Consider the following 15,396-nt stretch of genomic DNA (forward strand, 5'->3'; position numbering starts at 1 on the left):
GGGCGATGAGGGTGGCTCGACACTAGCTCGGTGGAGGAATCGTGTCCATAGGCTGTCGAAGCGCTTCGACAGTCAATTCCCGGCACTGGCCCCGGCCCCGGTGGCCGTGCGGACCCTCCCCCGGATGGCGCATCCGGACCGTCCCCCGGAACGGGCCTCCGGCGCAACACCGGCGGCCGGTCCGCGGGTGAGCTCATGGGGCCGAACGCTGCGCGAGGACTGGTGGGGTCGTCCGGAATCAGGTAAATACGATCGAGTAGAACCGGTCGGTAACGGACAGCCCCAAGATCCCTATTCGCGGCGAGGTGAGCCTCATGTCCGCAACACCCCACAAGCCCACAGTCACCGAACGTGAGGCCAGACAAGTCGCCGAGGCCGCGCGCGAACAGGACTGGCGCAAGCCCAGCTTCGCCAAGGAACTCTTCCTCGGCCGCTTCCGGCTCGACCTGATCCACCCGCACCCGCTCCCCGCCGACGAGGACACCCAGCGCGGCGAGGAGTTCCTGGCCAAACTGCGGGACTTCTGCGAGACGAAGATCGACTCCGCCCGGATCGAGCGCGAGGCACGGATCCCGGACGAGACCATCACCGGGCTCAAGGAGCTGGGCGCCCTCGGCATGAAGATCGACACCAAGTACGGGGGTCTCGGCCTCACCCAGGTGTACTACAACAAGGCCCTCGCCCTGGTCGGCTCCGTGAACCCGGCGCTCGGCGCCCTGCTCTCGGCCCATCAGTCGATCGGCGTACCGCAGCCGCTGAAGCTCTTCGGCACCCAGGAACAGCGGGACACCTTCCTGCCGCGCTGCGCCCGCACCGACATCTCCGCCTTCCTGCTCACCGAACCGGACGTCGGCTCCGACCCGGCCCGGCTCGCCACGACCGCCGTGCCGGACGGGGACGACTACATCCTCGACGGGGTGAAACTGTGGACGACCAACGGCGTCGTCGCGGACCTCCTCGTCGTCATGGCGCGTGTCCCGAAGTCCGAGGACAGCAAGGGCGGCATCACGGCCTTCGTGGTGGAGGCCGCCTCGGAGGGCGTCACGGTCGAGAACCGCAACGCGTTCATGGGTCTGCGGGGCCTGGAGAACGGCGTCACCCGCTTCCACCGGGTGCGCGTGCCCGCCGCCAACCGCATCGGACCCGAGGGGGCGGGCCTGAAGATCGCCCTCACCACCCTCAACACCGGACGCCTCTCGCTGCCCGCGATGTGCGTGGGCGCCGGCAAGTGGTGCCTGAAGATCGCCCGTGAGTGGACGTCGGTGCGTGAGCAGTGGGGCAAGCCGGTCGCCTTCCACGAGGCCGTCGGCTCCAAGATCTCCTTCATCGCGGCCACCACCTTCGCGCTGGAGGCCGTGCTCGACCTGTCGTCGCAGATGGCCGACGAGAACCGCAATGACATCCGCATCGAGGCCGCCCTCGCCAAGCTGTACGGCTCCGAGATGGCCTGCCTGATGGCCGACGAACTGGTCCAGATCCGCGGCGGCCGCGGCTTCGAGACGGCCGCGTCGCTGGCGGCCCGCGGCGAGCGAGCGGTCCCCGCCGAACAGGTGCTGCGCGACCTGCGCATCAACCGCATCTTCGAGGGCTCCACGGAGATCATGCACCTGCTGATCGCCCGGGAGGCCGTCGACGCCCACCTCTCGGTCGCCGGCGACCTCATCGACCCCGACAAGTCCCTCTCCGAGAAGGCGAAGGCGGGCGCCAACGCCGGTGTCTTCTACGCCAAGTGGCTGCCGAAACTGGTCGCGGGCGCGGGCCAGCTCCCTCGCTCGTACAACGAGTTCAGCCACGACGTGGACCTCTCCACGCATCTGCGGTACGTCGAGCGCAACGCCCGCAAGCTCGCCCGGTCCACCTTCTACGCGATGTCGCGCTGGCAGGGCCGTATGGAGACCAAGCAGGGCTTCCTGGGCCGGATCGTCGACATCGGCGCCGAGCTCTTCGCGATGAGCGCGGCCTGCGTACGGGCGGAGCACCTGCGCACGAAGGACGATCACGGACGCGAGGCCTACCAGCTCGCCGACGCCTTCTGCCGCCAGTCCCGCATCCGTGTCGAGGAACTCTTCGGACGACTGTGGAGCAACACCGACGACATCGACCGCAAGGTCGTCAAGGGCGTCCTGTCCGGCACCTACACCTGGCTGGAGGAAGGCGTCCTGGACCCGTCGGGCGAAGGCCCCTGGATCGCCGACGCCACCCCCGGCGCGAGCACCCGGGAGAACCTGCACCGGCCCATTCGCTGACGATTTCCCCGGTGGCGCGCTCCCGCCCCGTCCGCCGCCCTGCTGCTTGCCGCGCCGCAGCAGGGCGCCGACAATGAACGCAACGGCGAACGGGGAACTCCACCACGACGCCCTGGCGGTTCTCCCCGGCATCGACCGCGCCGGACTGCGAGGGAATCCCCATGCCAGCAAAAGGGCTCGACGCCATCACCGGAAGGATCATGCGCGCGGGCGAGGGCCGGATGCTGCGCCGCCTCGAACACCTCGCCGCGCAGACCGGCTCCCTGGAAGAGGAGTTCAGGGCGCTGTCCGACGAGGAGCTCCAGGCCCTCACACCGGAGTACAAGGAGCGTCTCGGCGCGGGCGAGAGCCTGGACGACCTGCTGCCGGAAGCCTTCGCCGCGATGCGCGAGGCCTCCCGCCGCATCCTCGGCATGCGTCACTTCGACGTGCAGATCATGGGCGGAGCGGCACTGCATCTCGGCCACATCGCCGAGATGCAGACCGGTGAGGGAAAGACGCTCGTCGGCACCCTGCCGGTCTATCTGAACGCCCTCGCCGGCAACGGGGTCCACCTCGTCACCGTCAACGACTACCTGGCCCGCCGGGACGCCGAGTGGATGGGGCGCGCGTACCGCTTCCTCGGACTGAGCGTCGGCGTCCTCAGGGCCGAGTCGACCCCCGCCGAACGGCGTGCCCAGTACGCCTGCGACGTCACCTACGGCACCAACACCGAGTTCGGCTTCGACTACCTGCGCGACAACATGGCCCGCTCCAAGGACGAACTCGTGCAGCGCGGGCACCACTTCGCGATCGTCGACGAGGCCGACTCGATCCTCATCGACGAGGCGCGCACCCCGCTGATCATCTCCGGACCGGCCGACCAGCCGACGCACTGGTACGAGGCCTTCGCCGCGTTCGTCCAGCACATGAGGGGCGTAGCGGTGCAGGAGGAGCAGTTCACCACGCAGGCGGACAAGGACCGCCTCGCCGTCCTGCGGACGGGGCTCGACTACGAGTACGACCCCAAGAAGCGCACGGTGTCGATCCTGGACCCCGGCGTCGAGTACCTCCAGGACCAGCTCGGCATCGACAGCCTCTACGAGTCCGACCACACCCCGCTGATCGGACACCTGAACAACGCGCTCAAGGCCAAGGAGCACTTCAGGAAGGACAAGGACTACGTCGTCGTGGACGGCGAGGTGCTGATCGTCGACGAGCACACCGGCCGCATCCTCGCCGGCCGGCGCTACAACGAAGGACTGCACCAGGCCATCGAGGCCAAGGAAGGCGTCACGATCAAGGACGAGAACCAGACGCTCGCCACGATCACCCTCCAGAACTTCTTCCGCCTCTACGGCAAGCTCGCCGGCATGACCGGCACCGCCATGACCGAGGCGGCCGAGTTCCACCAGATCTACCGGCTGCACGTCGTCCCGATCCCCACCAACCGGCCCATGGTCCGGCGCGACGACCCCGACCAGGTCTACCGCACCGAGGAGGCGAAGTACGCAGCGGTCCTCGCCGACATAGCCGAGAACCACGCGCTCGGCCGGCCGGTCCTGGTGGGCACCACCTCCGTCGAGAAGTCCGAGGTGCTCTCCGCGCTGCTGCGCCGGCAGGGCATCCGGCACGAGGTGCTCAACGCCAAGAACCACCGCCGCGAGGCCCAGATCGTCGCCCAGGCCGGACGCCGGGGCGCCGTCACCGTCGCCACCAACATGGCGGGCCGCGGCACCGACATCATGCTCGGCGGAAACCCCGAGGCGATGGCGCTCGCCGAGGCGGGCGAGGACGCGGACCCCGGGGAACGGCGCGGGATCCTCGACCGGATCACCTCCGCGGTCACGGCCGAGCACGACGAGGTCACGGCGCTCGGCGGACTGTACGTACTGGGCACCGAGCGGCACGAGTCACGGCGCATCGACAACCAGCTCCGCGGCCGCTCCGGCCGCCAGGGCGACCCCGGCGCCTCCCGCTTCTACCTCTCCCTGGAGGACGACCTGATGCGGCTGTTCCGGGCCAACGTCGTCGACCGCGTGATGTCCATGGCGAACGTCCCCGACGACGTGCCCATCGAGAACAAGATGGTCACCCGCGCCATCGCCTCCGCCCAGGCCCAGCTGGAGCAGCAGCACTTCGAGTCGCGCAAGGACGTCCTGAAGTTCGACGAGGTCCTCAACCGGCAGCGCACCCTCATCTACGCCGAGCGCCGCCGCGTCCTGGACGGCGAGGACCTGAACGAACAGATCGCGCATTTCATGGAGGACACCGTCCGGGCGTACGTCGAGCGGGAGACCGGCGAGGGCTTCCCCGAGGAATGGGACCTGGAGAGGCTGTGGGGAGTCCTCCGGCAGCTCTACCCCGTGGGGATCACGGTCGGGGAACTGGTGGACCTCCACGGCGGCCGTGAGGACCTCACCACCGAGCGGGTCCTCGAGACGGTCACCGACGACATCCGCGCCCGGTACGCGGAGCGCGAGAGCGAACTCGGCCCGGAGGCCCTGCGCGACCTGGAGCGTCTCGTCGTCCTGTCCGTCCTCGACCGCAAGTGGCGCGAGCACCTCTACGAGATGGACTACCTGCGCGAAGGCATCGGGCTGCGCTGGACGCTCGGCCGCGAGCCGATCGTCGAGTACGAGCGCGAGGGCTACGACATGTACGGAGCCATGACCGACGCCATCAAGGAGGAGTCCGTCGGCTACGTCTTCAACCTCGACACCGCCGCCCCGGCCCCCAGGGCCCTTGAACCCCGCGACCGCGGCGACGGCCTCCTCTTCACCGCGCCGACGCTCGACACGGCCGACGGTGTGGTCGAAGGCGCGTTCGCCCCCGCGCAGCCGCTCAGGACCGCGCCGGCCGTTCCCGGACCCACCGAAGCACCCGCCGACGCACGGCTCGCGCGCGGCGGTCCCCGGCCGTCCGGGCCCGCGTCCCGGCGCCGCCGCAAGCGCTGACCTGCGGATCAGTAGGGCGGCCGGGCCACGCCACGGCCCCCGCGGGCGGGCACCCGCCCGCCGCGGCCCCGCGGAATGCCCGCTCCTCGCCGGCGCCCCCGAGGCGCCCCGGCACCACCGGTCACGGGGGGAGACGGCGGGAATGAGGGACGCCCTGTCCTCCGGCGGACGCGATGCGGCCACAATGGGGGGATGAGCGACAGTCCAGCCCCCCTCGCTGATCCGCATCTCGTCTTCGACCCCGTGAACGGAGTCAGGGATGTCGTGATCCTCGGATCCACCGGTTCGATCGGCACCCAGGCCATCGACCTCGTGCTGCGCAACCCCGACCGGTTCCGGGTCACCGCGCTGTCCGCCGCCGGCGGCAGGGTCGCCCTGCTCGCCGAGCAGGCCCACCGGCTGCGGGTACGGACGGTCGCCGTGGCGCGCGAGGACGCCGTCCCGGCGCTCAGGGAGGCCCTCGCGGCCCGGTACGCACCCGGTGAGACCCTTCCCGAGATCCTCGCCGGGCCCGACGCGGCCACCCGGGTCGCCGCGTCCGACTGCCACACCGTGCTCAACGGCATCACCGGTTCCATCGGCCTCGCGCCCACCCTCGCCGCCCTGGAGGCGGGCCGCACCCTCGCGCTCGCCAACAAGGAGTCGCTCATCGTCGGCGGCCCGCTCGTGAAGGCGCTGGCGAAGCCGGGCCAGATCATCCCGGTCGACTCCGAGCACGCGGCCCTCTTCCAGGCGCTGGCCTCCGGCACGCGCGCGGATGTGCGCAAACTCGTCGTGACCGCCTCCGGGGGCCCGTTCCGCGGCCGTACGAAGGCGGAGCTGGCGGACGTGAAGCCGGCCGACGCCCTCGCGCACCCCACCTGGGCCATGGGCCCGGTCATCACGGTCAACTCCGCGACCCTGGTCAACAAGGGACTCGAGGTCATCGAGGCGCACCTCCTCTACGACATTCCCTTCGACCGCATTGAGGTGGTCGTGCACCCGCAGTCGTATGTCCACTCGATGGTGGAATTCACGGACGGCTCGACGATCGCCCAGGCGACGCCCCCCGACATGCGGGGGCCCATCGCCATCGGCATCGGCTGGCCCGAGCGCGTCCCGGACGCGGCCCCCGCCTTCGACTGGACGAAGGCCTCGAACTGGGAGTTCTTCCCGCTCGACGAGGAAGCCTTCCCGTCCGTGGGCCTCGCCCGGCACGTGGGGCAGCTCGCGGGTACGGCCCCGGCGGTGTTCAATGCCGCCAACGAGGAGTGCGTGGACGCGTTCCTGAACGGCACACTGCCGTTCAACGGGATCATGGAGACCGTCACCCGGGTCGTGGAGGAACACGGCACACCGCGTACGGGAACTTCCCTGACCCTCGCGGACGTCCTCGAAGCGGAGACCTGGGCGCGCGCCCGGGCCCGTGAACTGACGGCACAGATGACAATCGCGGAGGCTCGTGCATGACGACCCTGATGATGATCCTCGGCATAGTCGTCTTCGTGATCGGCCTGCTGATCTCGATCGCGTGGCACGAGCTGGGACATCTGTCGACGGCCAAGCTCTTCGGCATCCGGGTGCCGCAGTACATGGTGGGCTTCGGCCCGACCATCTGGTCGCGCAGGAAGGGCGACACCGAGTACGGCATCAAGGCCGTTCCGCTCGGTGGCTACATCCGCATGATCGGGATGTTCCCGCCCGGCCCGGACGGCCGGATCGAGGCCCGCTCGACATCCCCCTTCCGGGGCATGGTCGAGGACGCCCGGTCGGCCGCGTTCGAGGAGCTGAAGCCCGGCGACGAGACCCGCCTCTTCTACACGCGCAAGCCGTGGAAGCGCGTGATCGTGATGTTCGCCGGACCCTTCATGAACCTGATCCTGGCCGTCGCGATCTTCCTCGGCGTGATGATGACGTTCGGCGTCCAGACCCAGACCACCACGGTCAGCGCGGTCTCCCCCTGCGTGATCCAGGCCAGCGAGAACCGCGACAAGTGCACGAAGAAGGACCCGGTCGCGCCTGCCACGGAGGCGGGACTCAAGCCCGGTGACAAGATCGTCGCCTTCAACGGCACGCCCGTCCCGGACTGGTCCGCGCTTCAGTCCGACATCCGCGCCAACCCCGGCAAGAAGGTGACGATCACCGTCGACCGCGAGGGCGAGCGGCTCGGCCTCACCGCCCACCTGGTCAAGAACACGGTGAACAAGAACGACGGCAGCGGCGGCTCTGTGGAGGGCAAGTACGTGCAGGCCGGCTGGTTCGGCTTCACGCCCGCCACCGGCATCGTCGAGCAGTCCTTCGGCCAGTCCGTGGACCGCATGGGCGACATGATGCAGAACGGCGTCGAGTCCCTGGTCTCGCTGCCCGGCAAGGTCCCCGACCTGTGGGACGCGGCCTTCGGAGACGGCCCGCGCAAGGCCGACTCCCCGATGGGCGTGATCGGCGCGGCCCGCATCGGCGGCGATGTCTTCACCCTGGACATCCCCGCGTCGCAGCAGGTCGCGATGATGCTCCTGCTGGTCGCCGGGTTCAACCTCTCCCTGTTCCTGTTCAACATGCTCCCGCTGCTCCCGCTCGACGGCGGGCACATCGCGGGCGCGCTGTGGGAGTCGCTGCGCCGCAACCTCGCGAAGGTGCTGCGCCGCCCGGACCCGGGTCCGTTCGACGTGGCGAAGCTGATGCCGGTGGCCTACGTGGTGGCCGGGATCTTCGTCTGCTTCACCTTGTTGGTGCTCGTGGCAGACGTCGTCAATCCCGTGAAAATCTCTTAGCCGTACAGCGTTGGCGACGGCCGGGCACCCTGGGTGCCCGGCCGTCTTCCATTGAGCGGGTTTGAACGCCGGGGCGTGATGTGCCCGGTGGTGCGCCCGTACCGTAATCTCGAAGCCCGGAGCCCACGATTCCCGGGACCTTGAACCATAACTTGGGGTTGCACAGCAGATGACTGCGATTTCTCTCGGCATGCCGTCCGTTCCGACCAAGCTGGCCGAGCGCCGGAAGACCCGGCAGATCCAGGTCGGGACCGTCGCCGTGGGCGGAGACGCACCCGTCTCGGTGCAGTCGATGACGACCACGCGTACGTCGGACATCGGAGCCACGCTCCAGCAGATCGCCGAGCTGACAGCGTCCGGCTGCCAGATCGTGCGCGTGGCCTGTCCCACGCAGGACGACGCCGACGCGCTCGCCACGATCGCCAAGAAGTCGCAGATCCCGGTCATCGCGGACATCCATTTCCAGCCGAAGTACGTCTTCGCCGCGATCGACGCCGGCTGCGCCGCCGTCCGCGTCAACCCCGGCAACATCAAGCAGTTCGACGACCAGGTCAAGGAGATCGCGCGGGCCGCGAAGGAGACCGGCACCCCGATCCGCATCGGCGTCAACGCGGGCTCGCTCGACAAGCGCCTGCTCCAGAAGTACGGCAAGGCGACCCCCGAGGCGCTCGTCGAGTCCGCGCTCTGGGAGGCCTCCCTCTTCGAGGAGCACGACTTCCGGGACATCAAGATCTCGGTCAAGCACAACGACCCGGTCGTCATGGTCAACGCCTACCGCCAGCTCGCCGCCGCCTGCGACTACCCGCTGCACCTCGGCGTCACCGAGGCCGGCCCCGCCTTCCAGGGCACCATCAAGTCGGCCGTCGCCTTCGGCGCCCTGCTCTCCGAGGGCATCGGCGACACCATCCGCGTCTCCCTGTCGGCCCCGCCGGTCGAGGAGGTCAAGGTCGGCCTTCAGATCCTCCAGTCGCTGAACCTGCGCCAGCGCGGCCTGGAGATCGTCTCCTGCCCGTCCTGCGGCCGCGCCCAGGTCGACGTCTACAAGCTCGCCGAGGAAGTCACCGCCGGCCTCACCGGCATGGAGGTCCCGCTCCGCGTCGCCGTCATGGGCTGCGTCGTCAACGGTCCCGGCGAGGCCCGCGAGGCCGACCTCGGCGTCGCCTCCGGCAACGGCAAGGGCCAGATCTTCGTCAAGGGCGAGGTCATCAAGACCGTCCCCGAGTCGAAGATCGTGGAGACCCTGATCGAAGAGGCGATGAAGCTCGCCGAGCAGATGGAGGCCGACGGAGTCGCCTCCGGCGAACCCACGATCTCGGTAGCGGGCTGACCCCGCAGCCTGCGGCCGGGCGAAACCAGACACCTCGCCCGGCCACCCAGGGGCGCGGGGACCTGCGCGGCCAACCCCCTACGCACCCGCACCCCGTCGGCCGCGGACAACAAGGCTCCCTTCCGGTCTCCGGGCCGCGCGGGCCCAGCCAGGGGCGCGGGGAACTGCGCGCCCAGCCCTCACGCCCCGCACCCGGGCGACACCTCAGGCCCCACCTCGTCGGCCGCGGACAACAAGGGCTCCTTTCCGGTCTCCGGGCCGTCCGGGCCCACCCAGGGGCGCGGGGAACTGCGCGCCCAGCCCCCACGCCCCGCACCCGGGCGACAACCCCAGGCCCCACCCCGGTGGGAACCTGCTCCCCCGTCCGGCCAGAGGACTCGGCGGCGAGCCACAAGTACGGCAGGTACAGTGCGGAGATCAGCAGATCCCAGGGTGAGGCCCCCGCACGTGTTGACCCAGACCACCACCAGGGTCCTCGAACCGAGTGACCTGGACGCCGCGCTCGCCGTCCTCGGCCGCGAGCCGGTGGCGAACGCGTTCGTCACCTCCCGAGTACAGGTCGCCGGGCTCGACCCATGGCGGCTCGGCGGCGAGATGTGGGGCTGGTACGAGGACGGCATGCTGCGGTCCCTCTGCTACGCGGGCGCCAACCTCGTCCCGATCTGCGCCACCCAGCGCGCCGTGCGCGGCTTCGCCGACCGGGCCCGCAGAAGCGGCCGCCGCTGCTCCTCGATCGTCGGCCCCGCCGAATCCACCGCCCAGCTCTGGCGGCTCCTCGAACCGAGCTGGGGCCCCGCCCGCGAGATCCGCGCCCACCAGCCGCTGATGGTCACCGACCGGCTGCCCGCCGACATCACCCCGGATCCGTACGTCCGCCGCATCCGCAAGGACGAGATGGAGACGATCATGCCGGCCTGCGTCGCCATGTTCACCGAGGAGGTCGGCGTCTCGCCGCTGGCCGGCGACGGCGGCCTGCTCTACCAGGCCCGGGTCGCCGAACTCGTCGGCTCGGGCCGGTCCTTCGCCCGCCTCGACCCGGACGGCAACGTCGTCTTCAAGGCGGAGATCGGCGCCGCGACGGCCGAGGCCTGCCAGATCCAGGGGGTCTGGGTGGCCCCCGAGTACCGCGGCCGGGGACTCGCGGCCCCCGGCATGGCCGCCGTGCTGCGCTACGCCCTCGCCGATGTCGCCCCGCTCGTCAGCCTCTACGTCAACGACTTCAACACCGCGGCCCGGGCGACGTACCGCCGCGTCGGGTTCCAGGAGGCCGGCGCCTTCATGAGTGTCCTGTTCTGACGCCCGGTGCGGGCCCGTCGGGACCTCACGCGTCACACGGTCCGCCAGGTAGTCTCCCGGCATGCTGCGCTTTCCCGGCCACGGCCACCGCGACTTCGACGAGGTGGTCATCGGCCCGCTGGATCTCGCCGCCCGCGTCGACGAGGCACTCGCCGTGCAGGCGCTCGCCTTCGGGCTCGGCGCCGACGAGATCGCCGTACGACGCCAGATCGTGCTGCGCCACGTCACCTACCCGGGAGCCCGCGCGCTCGGCGCCACCACCGCCGACGGACGGCTCGTGGGATTCGTCTACGGCATGCCCAACGACCGCGCGCACTGGTGGTCCACCGTCGTCGAACCGTATCTGCGCGACCAGGGCCACGACGGCTGGCTGGACGACTCCTTCGTGATCACCGAACTGCACGTCCACCCCCGCTTCCAGAACCGGGGCGTCGGCCGCACCCTGATCACCGCCATCACGGACACCGCGGCCGAACCCCGCTCGATCCTCTCCGCGATCGACTTCGACAGCCCGGCCCGCGGCCTGTACCGCTCCCTCGGCTACGAGGACCTCGCACAGCGGGTCCTCTTCCCCAGCGCGCCCAGGCCGTACGCCGTGATGGGCGCCCCGCTTCCGCTGCGCCACGCCTAATGGATTTCCGGGGACGGCCGCTGCCCGGCTAACCTCCAGACATCACCCTTACGCAGCAGGAGTCGAGAATCATGGCCCAGGTCCAGCGCATGTCCCGTTTGATGGTCAAGACATTGCGTGACGACCCGGCCGACGCCGAGACGCTCAGCCACAAGCTGCTCGTCCGCGCCGGCTACGTACGCCGCAACGCCGCGGGCATCTGGACCTGGCTGCCGCTCGGCAAGAAGGTCCTCGACAACATCTCCCGCGTGGTCCGCGAGGAGATGGACGCGATCGGCGCCCAGGAGGTCCTCCTGCCGGCCCTGCTGCCCAAGGAGCCCTACGAGGCCTCGGCCCGCTGGGAGGAGTACGGCGACCTGCTCTTCCGTCTCAAGGACCGCAAGGGCGCGGAGTACCTGCTCGGCCCGACGCATGAGGAGATCTTCACCCTGGTGGTGAAGGACCAGGTGGCCTCGTACAAGGACCTGCCGGTCATGCTGTACCAGATCCAGACGAAGTACCGCGACGAGGCCCGTCCGCGTTCCGGCGTGCTGCGCGGCCGCGAGTTCCAGATGAAGGACTCGTACTCCTTCGACATCACGGACGAGGGCCTCGCCGAGTCCTACGGGCTGCACCGCGAGGCCTACCAGAAGATCTTCGCGCGCATCGGCCTCGACTACCGCATCGTGTCCGCCGTCTCCGGTGCCATGGGCGGCTCGGCCTCCGAGGAGTTCCTCGCGCCCGCCGCCGCCGGTGAGGACACCTTCGTGGACTGCCCGGCCTGCGACTACGCCGCCAACACGGAGGCCGTGACCTTCAAGCTCACGCCCGTCTCCGAGGAGCACGGCGCGGTCGAGGAACTGGACACCCCCGACACCCCGACGATCGAGACGCTCGCCGAGCACCTCGGCGTGCCCGCCTCCGCGACCCTGAAGAACCTGCTGGTCAAGGTCGACGGCGAGATCGTGGCCGTGGGCGTCCCCGGCGACCGCGAGGTCGACCTCGGCAAGCTCGGCGAGCACCTCGCCCCGGCCGTCGTCGAACTCGTCACGGCCGAGGACTTCGAGGGCCGCGAAGACCTCGTACGCGGCTACGTGGGCCCGCAGGGCCTGGAGAAGGTCCGCTACATCGCCGACCCGCGCGTCGCGCCCGGCACGGCCTGGATCACCGGCGCCAACAAGATCAACACGCACGCGAAGAACGTCGTGGCCGGCCGCGACTTCGAGGTCGACGACTACCTCGACGTCGTCGTGGTGCAGGAGGGCGACCCCTGCCCGGCGTGCGGCACCGGCCTCAAGATGGACCGCGCCATCGAGATCGGCCACATCTTCCAGCTCGGCCGCAAGTACGCCGACACGTTCGGCCTCGACGTTCTCGGGCAGCAGGGCAAGCCGGTCCGCGTGACCATGGGCTCGTACGGCATCGGCGTCTCCCGCGCGGTCGCCGCGCTGGCCGAGCAGTCGGCGGACGACCAGGGCCTGTGCTGGCCCAAGGAGATCGCTCCCGCCGACGTGCACGTGGTCGCCGCGGGCAAGGCCCTCCAGACCGAGCTGGCGCTCGACGTGTCCGAGAAGCTCGGTGCCGCGGGCGTCCGCGTCCTGGTCGACGACCGTGCCGGCGTCTCCCCGGGCGTGAAGTTCACCGACGCGGAGCTCATCGGCGTACCGACGATCCTGGTCGCCGGCCGCCGCTCGGCCGAGGGCGTCGTCGAGCTGAAGGACCGTCGCACCGGCGAGCGCGAGGAACTGACCGTCGAAGAGGCGATCGCCCGCCTGACGGCGTAGTGCCGATACCTGGGCGGCGCCCGGCACCTCTTCGGAGGCGCGGGGCGCCGCTCGGTCGTTTCCAGGGGGTGCGCCTGCCCGCTCGCGGGTGCCCACGGTCCGGTCCGGCCTTCTCGGGCATCGCCCACGGCACCGGCCCGGCTTCCTCCGGGCATCGCGGCCCTGCTCCGGTCGTCCCGGGGCGGGGCGACGCCTTGCCTCCTCCGGTCCCGTGGGACCGGTGTGCGCTGAGCCCATGGTCAGACTCGGGTGCGGCGTGCACGGGGGCGGACGCGCGCTGCCGATGGTCGGCACCGCCTCCGTGCACCCGGCCGGTGCTCAGAGCCAGCCGGCGAACTCCAGCAGCAGTTCGGCGTCCTGGGGGCGGCCGACCCGGCCCGCCCGGACACCCGACTCGACGGCACGGAACAGGGTCCAGCCGCGCAGCCGCGCCTGGTCCACTTCCAGGGACTCGGCGAGCCGCTTGATCCGCCGCCGGGTGATCGACGGTCCCGAAGGCGACGCGATGAGGTCCTCCACCCGGTCGCGGACCAGCCGGGCCAGGTCGAACGCGCACTCGCCGACCACCGGGTCCGGTCCCACCGCCAGCCAGGGCACGCGCTCACCGGCGAGCACCTTGCTCTGCCGGAACGTGCCGTGCAGCAGCAGTGCCTCGGGCGGCTGGACGAGCAGTTCCTCGCGGGCCGCGAGCGCCGCGTCGACCAGGGCCCCGATCCCGGCTCCGGCCTCGCCCGCCGCCGCGGCCCGCATGGCCTCGGCCTGCCGCCCGGTCCGCTCCGCCACGGTCTCGAAGACGGGGTCGGCGGGCGGCTCGACCCACAGCCGCCGCAGCGTTCCCGCCGCCTCCAGCAGGGCCTTCGCCTCGGGCAGCGACCGCACGGAGACGTCCGGATGCAGCCGCTCGAGCAGCAGGACGCCATCGGTGCCGGAGGTCTCCCCGGTGTCACCGCCGTCGAGAAGACGGACCGCGCCGCGGCCGTCCCAGTGGGCGAGTGCGACCCGCTCGGCCTCCGGACGCGCCCGCCCGGGCGCCAGCTTCAGCACGGCGGGCGTGCCGTCGGCCCGGCGCACCAGGACGACCAGACTGCTGCGCCCACCCGGCGCCTGCACTCGTTCCACGGTCAACTCGCGCAGAGCGACGGCCCCTCGGGCCAGTTCGGGCAGCCGCTCCAGCCACTCGTCGGCCTCGTCGGGGCCCTCCGGCCCGCTCCGGCGGGTCTCGCCGAGCGCCCGGAGAAGGCGCCGCGGCGGTTCGAAGGCCATGCGCGAGTCCATGCGCGAGAGGTTTCCTTCCAGGTCGCGTCAGGCCGGCGAGGGTGCCGTGGCCGATGGGGTGCCCGCCCGCTCGGCGAGCCCAGGGAAGGCTACGCTCTCGCCGCTCCAGCGCACCGCGCGGACCGCGGCCTCGCGCAGCGCCCCGGCCGCCATGCGCCGCCGGTCGCCCGTGGCGGCGCGCACGAGGTCGGAGTACACGTCGGCGACGCGTTCCTCCAGCTCGGCCGCGAACCGTATGGCCGCGGCGGTGTCCGTCACCGGGAACGGCAGCACGTACGCGGCCGACGCGGCCTCGGGTGCCGCGCCCATGTCCTTGACCTCCCGCGTCAGTTCGTCCCTCCGCGCCCGGTGGGCGTCGTAGGCCGACCGGGCGTCCGTCTGACGGGCCGCGCCGATCCGGGCGCCCACGACGCCGTAGCCGTAGACGGCCGCGTGCTCGGCGCCCAGCGCGGCCTGGAGGGCCTTGAGCTCCGCTTCCTCGGTCCTGGTCCGCTTGCTCACTTCGCCGCCTTCGTCAGCAGGAACGCGTGGGCCGCTCCGGCCGCCGCCACGGAGGCGAGCAGCCGGGCGAGTTCGCCGGGGACGTCCACCAGGGCCCGTGTCCGCTCGTCCGCGAGCGCGAGTTCGGCCGAGGCGAGTTCGGCGAGCGCGTCCTTGGGCCGGGCCGCCACACCGGGCGAGGCACCGGCCGAAGCCGAACTCGAAGCCGAACTCGAAGCCGAACTCGAAGCCGTCGAGGACGCCGACGCCGATGCCGACCCTGACGGAGCATCGGACGCCGCCCCTGACGGAGCATCCGACGCCGACCCCGACGGAGCAGCCGACGCGGACCCCGAGGCTCCCGCACTGCCGCCCCCGAACGCCTGCGCGTGCCGGACGACCTCCCCCCGCAGCGGGCCGAGCCGCTCCGCCAGCTGGGGATGGGCGGCGATCACCGCGGTGTACCGGTCGGAGAGCGCCATGCTGTCCCGGGCCGCACGCGCGCGTGCCCGGTCCGCGAGCGAGGGGCTGCCGCCCGTCGTGTCGCTGGACGACTCGGGAGCGGCGGAACAGCCCGCGAGCGCGAAGGCACCCGCGGCGGCCGCGAGCAGGGTCCTTCGGCGCGGACCCGACGGGGTGCGCGACGGCAGGGGGAACGACACGGCAGACGTCCTCGGAGGGCTCGTACGAAT

11 protein-coding genes are annotated in these 15,396 nt (G+C 71.2%); 8 read left to right on the forward strand and 3 right to left on the reverse strand.

Annotation, left to right across the window (positions count from 1 at the left end):
* Positions 1-314: 314 nt before the first annotated feature.
* From OG485_RS30695 to OG485_RS30730, 8 genes are all read left to right on the forward strand, one after another.
* Entirely contained in the window at positions 315-2,246 is a 1,932-nt protein-coding gene (locus OG485_RS30695; RefSeq protein ID WP_328671846.1) for an acyl-CoA dehydrogenase family protein, read from the forward strand.
* A gap of 161 nt (positions 2,247-2,407) precedes the next feature.
* On the forward strand, positions 2,408-5,182 hold the full coding sequence (gene secA / locus OG485_RS30700) for a preprotein translocase subunit SecA (protein ID WP_328671847.1): 2,775 nt from the start codon (positions 2,408-2,410) through the stop codon (positions 5,180-5,182).
* 192 nt (positions 5,183-5,374) lie between these two features.
* On the forward strand, positions 5,375-6,631 hold the full coding sequence (dxr, locus tag OG485_RS30705; protein WP_328671848.1) for a 1-deoxy-D-xylulose-5-phosphate reductoisomerase: 1,257 nt from the start codon (positions 5,375-5,377) through the stop codon (positions 6,629-6,631).
* Positions 6,628-7,932 carry a M50 family metallopeptidase gene (locus OG485_RS30710; protein WP_328671849.1) on the forward strand — a complete coding sequence of 435 codons (1,305 nt, stop codon included), beginning with the start codon at positions 6,628-6,630 and terminating at the stop codon, positions 7,930-7,932. Before dxr ends, OG485_RS30710 begins: the two co-directional genes overlap by 4 nt.
* A gap of 169 nt (positions 7,933-8,101) precedes the next feature.
* A complete protein-coding gene (gene ispG, locus OG485_RS30715; RefSeq protein WP_326785167.1) occupies positions 8,102-9,259 on the forward strand; it encodes a flavodoxin-dependent (E)-4-hydroxy-3-methylbut-2-enyl-diphosphate synthase in 1,158 nt (385 codons plus the stop codon).
* 447 nt (positions 9,260-9,706) lie between these two features.
* Positions 9,707-10,555, forward strand: coding sequence for a GNAT family N-acetyltransferase (locus OG485_RS30720; protein WP_328671850.1), 849 nt, complete (start codon positions 9,707-9,709; stop codon positions 10,553-10,555).
* 61 nt (positions 10,556-10,616) lie between these two features.
* Positions 10,617-11,186: a GNAT family N-acetyltransferase gene (locus OG485_RS30725; protein ID WP_328671851.1), complete on the forward strand. Its 570-nt coding sequence runs from the start codon at positions 10,617-10,619 to the stop codon at positions 11,184-11,186.
* A gap of 71 nt (positions 11,187-11,257) precedes the next feature.
* Positions 11,258-12,949, forward strand: coding sequence for a proline--tRNA ligase (locus OG485_RS30730; protein ID WP_328671852.1), 1,692 nt, complete (start codon positions 11,258-11,260; stop codon positions 12,947-12,949).
* 318 nt (positions 12,950-13,267) lie between these two features.
* Here the strand turns inward: OG485_RS30730 and OG485_RS30735 are convergent, their stop codons facing one another.
* The 3 genes from OG485_RS30735 to OG485_RS30745 are packed head-to-tail and all read right to left on the reverse strand — an operon-like array spanning position 13,268 to position 15,366.
* Positions 13,268-14,212 carry an aminoglycoside phosphotransferase family protein gene (locus tag OG485_RS30735; protein ID WP_328674727.1) on the reverse strand — a complete coding sequence of 315 codons (945 nt, stop codon included), beginning with the start codon at positions 14,210-14,212 and terminating at the stop codon, positions 13,268-13,270.
* A gap of 39 nt (positions 14,213-14,251) precedes the next feature.
* Positions 14,252-14,725 carry a ferritin-like domain-containing protein gene (locus OG485_RS30740; RefSeq protein ID WP_328671853.1) on the reverse strand — a complete coding sequence of 158 codons (474 nt, stop codon included), beginning with the start codon at positions 14,723-14,725 and terminating at the stop codon, positions 14,252-14,254.
* Complete coding sequence (locus tag OG485_RS30745) at positions 14,722-15,366, reverse strand: hypothetical protein (RefSeq protein ID WP_328671854.1); 645 nt, start codon at positions 15,364-15,366, stop codon at positions 14,722-14,724. The genes OG485_RS30740 and OG485_RS30745 overlap by 4 nt, the downstream gene beginning before the upstream one ends.
* Between the last annotated feature and the right edge of the window lie 30 nt (positions 15,367-15,396).

Source organism: Streptomyces sp. NBC_00328, from assembly GCF_036139655.1.
Classification (GTDB): domain Bacteria; phylum Actinomycetota; class Actinomycetes; order Streptomycetales; family Streptomycetaceae; genus Streptomyces.